The following is a 12,334-nucleotide window of genomic DNA, read 5'->3' as shown; positions in this document are numbered from 1 at the left end:
CGAATCTGGTCGCTCACTTGCGCAATCGGTTTGGTCGAATCTGCCACTGCAGCCCCCATTTTCATCTCGATTAGTACCAATCTTTGGGGAAAAGCTGCCCAAAATAGCTAAATTCAGAAAAAAATTTCGATTCCGCCTTCGACGGCAGGAATCCAGTCACGCCCACTAGCTTTTTCTAATGTTTTCAATGGACGCATTTCGCTATAGTTGCAGAAAGAATAATTCGCGGTACGCGAGACATATATTTTGCCACATTTTGGGCGACTCGAAATTCACCAAATATTTCAAACCGTAACTTCGGATCGATTTAGATAATGTGGCAGCAATATGGCTATACTTCTCAAGCACTTACTGTCGCGTTGCTGTTGCGCCCTCCAAAACGTCGCCCTATAACCTCCCGCCGTAACGCCTGATTAACTAAAAATAGTAACCGGCAAAGACAACGCTAAGGTTGAGGAACAAGAACATGACGACATACTACGTAGCGACGACCGGCAGCGGCGGTAACGGCAGTGCCTCGTCTCCTTTTCGCACGATCAGCGAGGCAATGGCTGCAAACCTTAAACCCGGCGACGAGGTCGTGGTGAAGCCGGGGACCTACAACGAGAGCATCAACATCGACAAGGACGGCTCGGCGGCTGGCGACATCACGCTGCGCTCGGAAGTGCCTGGCGCAGCACTGATCCGTCCGCCCTCGGGCTCGTACACCGGGATCAGCGTCAACGCCAACTACGTGACAATCGACGGCTTCGACATCAAGGGCGGCAACGGCGACGGCATCGAAGCGAACAACGTCCATCACGTCTCAATTCTCAACAACAAGGTCCACGACAGCGGGGAGTCGGGCATTCAGTTCAACTATTCTGACTTCGTCAAGATCGTAGGGAACGAGACCTACAATAACGCGTCGTCGGGCTGGTACTCGGGCATCTCGATCTACGAGAACCGGAACATCACCGGCGATACCTCGACGACCGGCTACCGGAATATCGTGCAGAACAACATCTCGCACGACAACGTCACGAAGTCGGGTGCACACACCGATGGCAACGGCATCATCATCGACGATTTCCAGAGCACGCAGGCGAGCGGTCATCCGAACTACACGTTTAAGACCCTGGTCGACAACAACCTGGTCTACGAGAACGGCGGCAAAGGCATCCAGGTTGCCTGGAGCGACTCCGTCACGGTGCAAAACAACACCGCATACCACAACAATCAGGACCCGCTGAACGACGGCACCTGGCGCGGCGAACTCAGCAACGCGCAGTCGAGCAACAACACCTGGGTCAACAACATCGCCGTAGCGGACCCATCGGTGAACAAGAACAACACTGCGGTCGATAACACGTCGTACGGCGGCTACACCAACGCCAACACCGTCTGGGCCAACAACATCACCTACAATGGGACGGCCGGCCAGTCCTCGGTCAGGACTGACGGCGGCAACGCGATGCCGAGCACGGCGAACGGCAATAAGCTCGGCGTCGACCCGAAATTCCTGGGGGCAGCGAGCGGCGACTTCCACCTCGGCTCCGGCTCGTCGGCGATCGACGGCGGAACCAACAAGTACGGGGTCGGCTCGGTCGATCTGGACGGCCACGCTCGCGTCGTTGGAACTGTCGATATGGGTGCCTACGAATCGGGCTCCAGCGCGGCACCGGGAACGCCAACCACGCCGACGAATCCGACGACGCCAACTACACCGACGAACCCGACCACGCCAACCACGCCAACTACGCCGACGACAAAGGAATTCGTCGGCACCAACGGCAACGACATCCTGCCACACACCGGTCAGTCCAACGGCGGCAACGAAACCTTCAAGGGTCTCGGCGGTAGTGACGTGTTGAAGGGCGGCGCCGGCGCGGACGTGCTCGACGGTGGTAGTGGCACCGACACGGCCAGCTATGCAGGCTCCGGCGCGGTCAACGTCAACCTGGCGACTAAGGCCGCATCGGGCGGGCAAGCCACCGGTGACAAGATCGCCAGCATCGAAAACTTGACTGGCTCCAGCTACAACGACGTGCTGACTGGCGGCAATGGCGGCAGCAACATTCTCAATGGCGGGGCTGGCGCGGACAAGCTCAGCGGCGGCGCCGGCGGGGACGTCCTCAATGGTGGTGCCGACAACGACACGGCCGGCTATGCGGGTTCTGGCGGGGTCAACGTCAACTTGGCGACTGGGGCCGCATCGGGTGGGTATGCCACCGGTGACAAGTTCGTCAGCATCGAAAACTTGACTGGCTCCAGCTACAACGACGTGCTGACCGGCAATAGCGGCAGCAACGTTCTCGATGGCGGGGCCGGCGCGGACAAGCTCAGCGGCGGCGCCGGCACGGACGTCCTCATCGGGGGTGCCGGAAAGGACATCATGACCGGCGGTATCAGCTCGGATACGTTTGTCTTCAAAACAGCGGCGGAAGCCGGGTCCGGCTCGACCCGCGACGTCATCACCGACTTCCAGCACGGCGTCGATAAGATCGATCTCCTTGCGATCGATGCGAATGGCTCTGCACAGGGCAATGGAGCCTTCCATTTCCTGGCGCAGGAGGGTGCCTCATTCGACCACAAGGCCGGCGCGCTCACTTGGCACTATGAAGACAAAGCTGATGCTACCGTTGTCCAGGGCGACCTGAACGGCGACGGTGTTCAGGACTTCCAGGTTCAGCTGCATGGCCACGTCCAGCTGGGGGCAGGCGATTTTCTCCTGTAACGATATCCGTTGTGGCGGTCGTTCGATCGCCACAACAATCGCGCTAGCGATCTGAAAATATGTCGATGGCAGAGTAATAACCAGCCACGCGACGCGCAAAAGTCGGTTACTCGGCGCGCGGATGAGTCCACCGGGAGGGCGTAGCCCGAGCGGGGTTCCCATCCGCGCGCTGCGATTTTTCGACGGGTGTCAGCCGTCCTTTCGGGCGCGGCTTTGCGCGAGGCGATAGCTGTCGCCGTTCATCTCGCGGATGTTGACTTGGTGGGTGATGCGGTCCAGCAGAGCGTCGATCAGGCGCTCAGATCCCAAGGTCTCGGTCCATTCGTCGAACGGAAGGTTGCTGGTGATCAACGTGGCAGCCGTGCGCGGTGTTGCGAGATCAGTTCGAACATTAATTCCGCACCGGGCCATATTGCGATTGCGGCGAGCTTGACGAACCTCATGAAGTTGACGAGCAGCTTGTCGTATCGGGTTGCGACGCGTCGAAGTCGTATGGGATGGAATGCTTACGCGTCGGATTGCATGGGATGACAGCTTCGGCATCCAGATTGCTGATGACTTGGCGCAATGCATTAGAATCATAGGCTTTATCGGCGAGAACGCGGCCAGCTTGGAGTCCTTCGAGCAAGGCTGAGGCCTGGGTGACATCGGCGCGCTGGCCGGGAGTGAGGATGATCCTGAGGGGCAGCCCTCTGCCATCGGTGGCCATGTGGACTTGGTGGTCAGTCCTCCTCGGGAGCGTCCCAAAGCCTGGTCCCCTTTTTGGCTGCCATCCTTTCCGGTGGCGGCGCGCACCAGCGAAGAATCGAGGGCGACATAGTCGTTGTCGGGATCCTGGACGAGATGATCGAACGCCGTCTCCCAGACGCCCGCCTTGGCCCACCGGGTGAAGCGCTTGTGGACTGTCTTGTACTTGCCGTAGCGCTCAGGCAGGTCATGCCAATGGGCTCCAGACCGCAACACTCACAAAACCGCGCTCACAAACAAAAGGTTATCGGCCCGATTCGGCTAGGATCTCTGGGCTTGCCCGGCAAAAGATCGCAGATACGACGCCATTGAGATGCCGTCGCTTGGCCATCTGAAGTCTCCAAATCAGACCTATGCATCACACATGAAGCCTGACGTGAATCCTGAATGTCGATTGGACCTACGGCAGGTTCAGCCTTCGGCAACGCGCGGGATCGGTTTCGACGAGCCGGGGATTGCCGGCGGGGCCTGTTCGTCGATGAGGAGCTGCGGTCCCGTCTCGCTCTTGTCGGCATTGCGGGCCTCGTGGATCCATTCGCGCCAGATGGCGACGATCAGCGCCATCAGCACCGGGCCGATGAAGAGGCCGAGGAAACCCATTGTCTTGACGCCGCCGACGAGGCCGAAGAAGGTCGGCAGGAAGGGCAGCTTGATCGGACCGCCGACGAGCTTCGGCCGCAGCGTCTTGTCGACGATGAAAAGTTCGACCGTACCCCAGACGAAAAGACCGATGCCGGCGACATGCGAGCCGCTGGCCAGCAGATAGACGGAGACCAGCGTGAAGGAGAGCGGCGCGCCGCCCGGTATCAGCGCCATCACGCCCGTCAGCACGCCGAGGGTGACCGGCGACGGCACGCCGGCGATCCAATAGGCGAGCCCGAGCACGATGCCTTCGCCGATCGCGATCAGCGTCATGCCCATGACGGTGGAGCTGATCGTCGCCGGCACGACCCGAGAAATGCGTTCCCAGCGGTTCGGCAGGATGCGCTCGCCGAGCATGTCGATCTGCTTGGAAAAGGAGAAACCGTCGCGATAGACGAAGAACAGCGCGATTAGCATGAAGAGCAGCGTCAGCAGCAGATGGAAGGCGCCGCCGCCGGCCGCAAGCACGGCACGATAGATATTGCCGATATTGGCGCCGCTGACCGCCTGAATGACCTCACCCAGGGCGCCGGGACTGCCGATATATTTGGTCCAGGCTTCATCGAGATAGGCGCCGGCCAAAGGCAGCGCGACGATCCAGTCCGGTGTCGGGGCGCCGGCGCGGTTGGCGTGGATCGCCCAGGTGACCCAGGTGCGCACTTCGCCCGTTGTATAAGTGACCGCAAGCCCGATCGGGATGACCAGGAAGGTGATGATCATGATGATGGCGATGGTGGCGGCGATCGTCGTGTTGCCGCCGACGCGGGCAAGAAGCTTACGGTAGAGTGGCCAGCTGGCAAAGCCGATGACGAGGGCTGCGAGCACCGGCACGAGGAAGCCGTAGAAGAAATAAACGCCGGCGGCGACGATCAGAACCAGCAGCCAGCGCGCCGCCGAGATGGAGGGAATCAGCGGCGTGCGTGTTTGCGCCGACGATCCGAGCCATCGCGGTTCATGATTGTTTTTCTGACGGTCGAATACACCCACGCGCGCCTCTTCTTATTCTTGTACTCTGGTTATGGGCCATGATCCCGACGGTTTCAAGGTCCGCAACGTGAAAGCGTATACAAAGCGTCGCTATTCGACTCTCAGAATCGAACGTCTTACTACTGCGGACGGCGCAAGACCTTGAAGGCGTAGAATTGCGTCTTTTGGCTGGGCGAGAAATTATTGTCAGAGCCGAGAATGAGGACATCGGCGCCGTCCTTGGCCTTGCCCAGCGACATGGCCTCGATATTGTCGGGAACAAGGCCGATGGCCCTCAGATCAAGGACCTGGCTCTTGCGGGCAGGGACGACGCGCTGGTCGTTTTTGGCGAGTGACGGGATGGCTGATACGTCGGTGGCATCGGCCAGATCCATCATCATGATCTTGATGGTGTTGCCGAAGCCCTGGGCATAGCTGCGCTCGACGGCGAGCAGCCGATGATCGTCGAGGGCAAGCATCTCGGACATGCCGTTGTCATTGCCGCCTTCGGCCTTGGTGGCGGCCTGCGGGATCGGCGAGACGGGGTAGACGTACTGAGCCTTCGGCTCACCGGTGGCGCCGTCGTAACGGATGATGCGCGACAGGCTGCCCGACGTCAGTGAGGGGTTCGGGCCGTCCTGGTAGAGGGCAGCTTCGACGCCGACGAAAACATCGCCCGAGGGCGCGACTGCGAGATCCTCGAAGGCGAGGTTGTCGCGGATGCCGGTCGACTTGTCGGCGGTCGGCGCAAAGCCCTCCGGCAGCTTGAATTCGCGGACGAAGGAACCGTCCGGCGAAGCGACGCGGACGAAGGGTGCAAGCAACGTCTTGCCGTCGCCTTCGCTGCCCCAATAGATGCCGTCCTTGCCGAGGCGGATCGATTCCGGATCGACGGTCCTGGCAGCGAAGGGCTTGCCGTTCTTATCCTTCAAAGTGACTTGCTTGACCACCGAAACGTTCTTGAGACCCGATGCGTCCACATCGACGTCGAGTTCATAGAAGCGGGCAGGGCCTCTTTCCGAGCGGTCGTCGCTGATGGCGATGTAGTGGCCGGTGGCGGCATCGAAATCGAGACCTGATATGCCGCCGAATTCGACGCCGTTTTCCATATGGCCCGTGGGGATGACAAATTCGCCGAGATAGGAGAGCGATATGCCGGCGGCGCAATCGCCGAAGGGGCAGGCGGTCTCGACGGTGGCGCCGATCTCGGTGGCGCTGACGGTGCCGGTGCTGGACAGGAAAACGAAAGCGGCAGCCGCGAGAAAACGCTTGGTCATGACAAATATCCGGCAAGGGGTTTGAAAACGGTTCGAAACGGCGCCGCCGCTCCCTCAAGGGGAACGCGCGCCGACCGCTTCATGCGCCGGTTGTTTGAAGGAGTTGTTACGGTTCTTCGTCAGTTCCGTGAAATCGTCGATGCTAAAATGCGGTGCGCCGAACCGTTTTCACCCGTACCACAAGCGCATTCAGCGCTTTCGATCTAGAGTGCATTTTTATCACATTGTTTCTCCTAATGCGGGAAAAACAGAAATTACCTTGCAATTGCAAATTCAATTTGTAGTCTTCTTTTTGAGGTCATCGGCGCTGAATTACAACTTCGCAGATGGTATCTGTGATCAACGTGAGAGACCAGCGAGGCGGCAGATCAACGCTCGGGTCTCAGCAACTCTGACGTCCAAGCCGAGATTTCCGACGTAGATGGCAGAGGCTTGGCGAGGTCACGGCTGTACCCGGCATGCCGGTCGAAGCTTTCATACAGACCAAGGAGCGGACTGCTGGCCTATCTGACGAAGCCGTTCATGGATCAGGTCGCACGGGCGCTCAAGGAAGAATAAGAAAGATGCGGCGCTTTGATCAAAGACCAGGGGAAGACAGGCTCCTGACCACTGCCGACGCATTAGCCCGTTCCGTATTCCCTGCGGCTGCGCGTCCCGGTCCGAGCGATAGGCAGGATCTAGGTCACGGTGCAGGTCAAGCGAAAGACCGCTTTATCTTTCTGGATGAGCTTCGAGGACTGGCTGCGCTATCAGTGGTTCTCTTGCATGCCAGCCAGCTTTTCAGCTTTCGGCTCAACTCCCACCCCTCCTTGGCCGTGGATTTCTTCTTTTGCCTGAGTGGCTTCGTTCTCGCAAATGGATACGACCAAAAGCTAAAGGCGGGTGCTCTGGGGAGCAGGGCATTCTTGCTGAAGCGCGTGGTACGGCTTTATCCCATGATGGTGGTTGGCGTCGCCTTGGGCGTCCTCGCGTCGCAATTTGCTTTGACGCCCAATATTGCTCTCGCCGAGGTCTCGATTCTTGCTGTGGGCGCATTATTCCTATTGCCCCTGGGACTCTTGGTAGGGCAGGAGGCCTTCGCGATCAACAACCCACTCTGGTCCATCTGCTTTGATATGGTCGCTAGCGTGGTTTACGGCTCAGTCGCTCACCGTCGGATACATTTTTGGCATGAGATAGCGGTCTTCGCGTTGTTGGCCGCAGCGCTTTTCCAAGTTGTCATGTTCGAGGGTGCTATCGGGCCGGTTGGTTTTGCGAACTGGCGAGCATTCTTCGAAGGATTTGTCAGGGTCGGCTTTTCGTTTCTTGCCGGCGTCTTGATCTTCCGCTGGAATATCCATCGTCGCGTCGGGGCTGTTCCACCTCAGATCCCGCTTTTCGTCCTGATCGCCGTGCTATTTTTCCCCTTTGCCGTCCCGAGTGACGTCTACGATTTCACTTGCATCGCGGTCATAATTCCGATCGTGGTCGCGCTAGCTGCAGCAGTACCGCAGGGCGCGGAGCGGCCGTTCGCTGCCTATCTCGGGCAGTTGTCCTATCCCCTGTATGTCGTCCATCTGCCTGTTATTCAGTTCGGCGATCATTTCCAAAACCTCACCGATGGCTTCATTCCATTGCCGGTCACGGTGAGCGGGACGCTCCTGGTCGCTGTCGGTGTGGCACATTTTTTACACGGTTGCTTCGATGCGCCCCTTCGCGCGTACCTGGGCCGCAAGTTTCCCTTGAGCTAGTTTAATTGCTTTCAAGCCGGCCATTGCTTTTTGGACACGGTTCGGTCCGATGAGCGCGATTATTGAAGCAAACTAGCTGGCAGGTATCGCCCTGCTCTAGATATCGAGATTCTCCGCGAAGGCCGCGCGCTCCTGGATGAAGCGGAAGCGGGCTTCCGGTTTGGTGCCCATCAGATCGTCGACGGCGCTGCGGGTGCCCTCGAAATCCACCTCGTCGATCAGCACCTTGAGCAGGGTGCGCTTGGACGGGTCCATGGTGGTTTCCTTGAGCTGGGCGGGCATCATCTCGCCGAGACCTTTGAAGCGGCTGATCTCGACCTTGGCCTTGCCCTTGAATTCCGTCTGCATCAGCTCGGCACGATGGTTGTCGTCGCGGGCATAGGCGGATTTCGAACCTTGGGTGATCTTGTAAAGGGGCGGCACGGCGAGGAAGAGGTGGCCGCCGCGCACCAGTTCCGGCATCTCCTGATAGAAGAAGGTGATGAGCAGCGAGGCGATATGGGCGCCGTCGACGTCGGCATCGGTCATGACGATGATGCGCTCGTAGCGCAGGTCTTCGTCGCGGTATTTCGAGCGTGTGCCGCAGCCGAGCGCCTGGATGAGATCGGCGAGCTGCTGGTTGGCGCCGAGTTTTTCGCGGCCGGCGCTGGCCACGTTGAGGATCTTGCCGCGCAGCGGCAGAATGGCCTGGTTGGCGCGGTTGCGCGCCTGCTTGGCCGAACCGCCTGCCGAATCGCCCTCGACGATGAAGAGTTCGGCACCCTCGGCGGTGTTCTGCGAGCAGTCGGCGAGCTTGCCGGGCAGGCGCAATTTACGCACCGCCGTCTTGCGGTTGACTTCCTTTTCCTTGCGGCGGCGCAGACGCTCCTCGGCGCGCTCGATCACCCAGTCGAGCAGCTTGGCTGACTCGTTCGGATTGTCGGCAAGGTAATGGTCGAAGGGATCGCGCAGCGCATTCTCGACGATGCGCTGGGCCTCGACGGTGGCAAGCTTGTCCTTGGTCTGGCCGACGAATTCCGGCTCGCGGATGAACACCGACAGCATGCCGACGGCCGAGATCATGACGTCATCGGTGGTGATCTGGGCGGCGCGCTTGTTCTGCGTCAGCTCGGCATAGGCTTTCAGGCCCCTGGTCAGCGCGATGCGCAGGCCGGCCTCATGCGTGCCGCCTTCGGGGGTCGGGATGGTGTTGCAGTAGGAATGCACCTGCGGATCGCCGCCATACCAGGTGATCGCCCATTCCATCGAGCCGTGGCCGCTCACCTTCTCGGTCTTGCCGGCGAAGATCTCGCGGGTGACGGTGAACTCCTTGCCCATCGTCGCCTGCAGGTAATCCTTCAGGCCGCCGGGGAAGTGGAAGACCGCCTTGTCGGGCACCTCGGAGCCTTCGGGCAGCACGCCCGGCTCGCAGCTCCAGCGGATTTCGACGCCGCCGAACAGATAGGCCTTCGAGCGCGCCATGCGAAAGACGCGGGCGGCATCGAACTTCATGTGATCCCCAAAGATCTGGGGATCGGGATGGAAGCGCACGCGGGTGCCGCGGCGATTGTGGACGTCGCCCAGCTCTTCGAGCCCACCCTGCGGCAGGCCGCGGGAGAAACGCTGGCGGTAGAGCTTGCGGTTGCGCGCCACTTCGACCTCGAGGTCGTCGGAAAGCGCGTTGACGACGGAGACGCCGACGCCGTGCAGGCCGCCCGAGGTCTCGTAGGCCTTGCCGTCGAATTTGCCACCGGCATGCAGCTTGGTCATGATGACTTCGAGAGTCGACTTGCCCGGCACCTGCGGATGGTTCTCGACCGGGATGCCGCGGCCGTTGTCGGAGACGGTGAGATAACCCTCGAGATCAAGATAGACCTCGATGAAATTGGCGTGGCCGGCGACCGCCTCGTCCATCGCATTGTCGATGACTTCGGCAAACAGGTGGTGCAGCGCCTTTTCATCGGTGCCGCCGATATACATGCCCGGGCGCATGCGCACCGGCTCGAGGCCTTCGAGGACGCGGATCGACGAGGCACCGTATTCATCCGAGTTGGAGGCGGCGGGCGCCGGACGCGCTGACGCCCCGCCAGCAGAGGGCGCTGCAGCGACGGCGGGCGCAGCCGTTACCGACGGCCGCTCGGCCAGAGCGGCAGGCTTCTGCGCCTCCTCGCGTTTTTCAGAGAGGGGCATTCCGGAAAAAAGGTCGTTGCTATCGTCCATGGAGCCGTTCAGATCTTCATCCTGTCTTAGGTCTGGCATTCCCGTCGACCCAAAATCACCGCATTTCATGCCACGTTTGCGAATCAGGCAGATTTTGCCAGAAAGCACCTCTATACGCGACACCGCCTGACTTGGCGGGTTTTTCCCAAATGATTTGCGTTGCCGGGCGCGGAATGGCAAGCGGCGGCAGGCTTCAGGAACCATCCGAATGCGAATGTCCACAAGTCATTGCACCATCATCACCGCAATTGCGGCGTTTTTCTTGTCCGTAGCCGTCCTCTCCGCCGTCGGCGCGCAGGCAGCCGATGCGCTGCCGCCCTTCAAGGACGATCTGTTTTCGAAGCAGACCGTGCTGCAGACGGGTGATGACGGCGCCTTCGAGGTCCTCGACTATGACGAGATGCGCGATATCAACGGCCGCGACCAGATCCCGCAAAAGCGGGTGCAGCAGAAATATGTGGCGCTCGGCATCCGCAAGGCCCAAGCCGACGAGACGCTGTCTCTCGATGGCGTCATGCTCGATGTCACCAGGGTGGGACCGGCCGGGAATGCCGCCTTCACGGTGATCTTCATCCATGGCCGCGACGGCGACCGGCGGCTCGGGGCCAACGACTACAGCTTCGGCGGCAATTTCAATCGGCTGAAGAACCTGGTCGCCGGCAATGGCGGCGTTTATTATTCGCCGACGGTCAGGAGTTTCGACAGTAGCGGCGTTGCCGTAATTGCCAGCCTGATCCGCTATGCCGGCGCGCAATCGCCCGGCCGGCCGATCATCCTTTCCTGCGCCTCGATGGGCAGCCAGGTCTGCTGGGGCATTGCGCGCGACGCTGACAGCGTCAAGCGGCTGAAGGGCATGCTTGTTATGAGCGGGGTCACTGACCCTGATTTCACCAGGAGCGCCTTCTACAAGGCGAAGCTGCCGCTGTGGTTTGCCCATGGCAGCCGCGATCCGGTCTACGCCGCCGCCAACCAGCAGGCGCTGTTCGAAAACCTGCACAAGGCGAAATATCCGACGCGCTTCACGCTGTTTCAGACCGGCAATCACGGGACGCCGATCCGGATGATCGACTGGCGTAACGTGTTGAACTGGATTCTTGCCAGTTAGCGGCTGGTTTTCGGCAGAAATATACGCGGGACCGCTGAGATTCCCCTTACGTCAAGGGCATGATGCTTTTCTTTGCCGCGCGCTTTTGATATTGCCCAAGGCATAAGCAGATTTTGGAAGGCTGGCATGACACCTGACGTGCGCCCGCTTGTGGCGGGAAACTGGAAAATGAATGGCATGCGTGCCTCCCTGGATCAGATCAAGGCGATCGCCGAGGGCGTTCGTTCGCCGCTGGCTGACAAGGTCGAAGCGCTGATCTGCCCGCCGACGACGCTGCTCTATGTGGCGACGGCGCTCTGCACCGACAGTCCGCTGGCGATCGGCGCTCAGGACTGCCACCAGAAGCCATCCGGCGCCCATACCGGCGACATTTCGGCCGACATGATTGCCGATTGTTTCGGCACCTATGTCATCGTCGGCCATTCCGAGCGGCGTACCGACCATGCCGAGACGGATCATCTGGTCCGCGCCAAGGCGGAAGCCGCCTTCGCCGCGGAGCTGACGGCGATCATCTGCATCGGCGAGACGGCGGATGAACGCCGGACCGGCCAGGCGCTCGATGTCATCAAACGCCAGCTCTCCGGCTCGGTTCCGGACGCCGCCACCGCCGAGAACACCGTCATCGCCTACGAGCCGATCTGGGCGATCGGCACCGGCGTGACGCCGACATCAGGCGATGTCGAGAAGGCGCACGCCTTCATGCGGGCAGAGCTTGTGGCCCGCTTCGGCGATGAAGGCCGCAAGATGCGTCTGCTCTATGGCGGCTCGGTCAAGCCGGCCAATGCCGGGGAGCTGATGGGCATCGCCAATGTCGACGGCGCGCTGATCGGCGGGGCGAGCTTGAAAGCGGCAGACTTCCTCGCCATCTACCGGGCCTATGAGGCGCTGCTCGCCTGAGGCATTGTTTATTCCTGGGTTTATTCGTTTATTCCAGGGCGTATTCCGGGCCGAA

General features: G+C 60.4%; 7 protein-coding genes and 2 pseudogenes. 4 read left to right on the top strand and 5 right to left on the bottom strand.

The genetic code is table 11. The annotated features are described in order from the left end of the window. Positions 1–466: 466 nt before the first annotated feature. Positions 467–2,716, top strand: a complete 2,250-nt coding sequence (locus tag FHT75_RS31540) for a M10 family metallopeptidase C-terminal domain-containing protein (RefSeq protein ID WP_097623420.1) — start codon at positions 467–469, stop codon at positions 2,714–2,716. 189 nt (positions 2,717–2,905) lie between these two features. Here FHT75_RS31540 and FHT75_RS31535 read toward each other — a convergent pair. The 4 genes and pseudogenes from FHT75_RS31535 to FHT75_RS31520 all read right to left on the bottom strand — a co-directional run. Continuing rightward, a pseudogene (locus FHT75_RS31535) lies at positions 2,906–3,123 on the bottom strand (ATP-binding protein); the annotation flags it as partial. Continuing rightward, positions 3,124–3,822: pseudogene (locus FHT75_RS31530) on the bottom strand (IS5 family transposase); the annotation flags it as partial. 52 nt (positions 3,823–3,874) lie between these two features. Next, positions 3,875–5,092, bottom strand: coding sequence for an AI-2E family transporter (locus tag FHT75_RS31525; protein ID WP_047615262.1), 1,218 nt, complete (start codon positions 5,090–5,092; stop codon positions 3,875–3,877). Positions 5,093–5,211: 119 nt separating this feature from the next. Further along, entirely contained in the window at positions 5,212–6,348 is a 1,137-nt protein-coding gene (locus FHT75_RS31520) for an esterase-like activity of phytase family protein (RefSeq protein ID WP_183845447.1), read from the bottom strand. 563 nt (positions 6,349–6,911) lie between these two features. Between FHT75_RS31520 and FHT75_RS31510 the strand changes: the two genes are divergently transcribed. After that, entirely contained in the window at positions 6,912–8,078 is a 1,167-nt protein-coding gene (locus FHT75_RS31510; RefSeq protein WP_183845448.1) for an acyltransferase family protein, read from the top strand. A gap of 96 nt (positions 8,079–8,174) precedes the next feature. Here the strand turns inward: FHT75_RS31510 and parE are convergent, their stop codons facing one another. Next, positions 8,175–10,277 (bottom strand): DNA topoisomerase IV subunit B, encoded by a 2,103-nt coding sequence (gene parE / locus FHT75_RS31505; protein WP_063473948.1) that lies wholly within the window; start codon positions 10,275–10,277, stop codon positions 8,175–8,177. 208 nt (positions 10,278–10,485) lie between these two features. Between parE and FHT75_RS31500 the strand changes: the two genes are divergently transcribed. Both FHT75_RS31500 and tpiA read left to right on the top strand, forming a co-directional pair. Continuing rightward, positions 10,486–11,382, top strand: coding sequence for a phospholipase (locus FHT75_RS31500; RefSeq protein ID WP_047615259.1), 897 nt, complete (start codon positions 10,486–10,488; stop codon positions 11,380–11,382). Between the two features lie 126 nt (positions 11,383–11,508). Next, a complete protein-coding gene (tpiA, locus tag FHT75_RS31495) occupies positions 11,509–12,279 on the top strand; it encodes a triose-phosphate isomerase (protein ID WP_063473949.1) in 771 nt (256 codons plus the stop codon). Positions 12,280–12,334 lie beyond the last annotated feature (55 nt).

This window comes from Rhizobium sp. BK112, from assembly GCF_014193215.1.
GTDB lineage: Bacteria > Pseudomonadota > Alphaproteobacteria > Rhizobiales > Rhizobiaceae > Rhizobium > Rhizobium anhuiense.
This window is presented reverse-complemented; position numbering and strand designations above follow the sequence as displayed.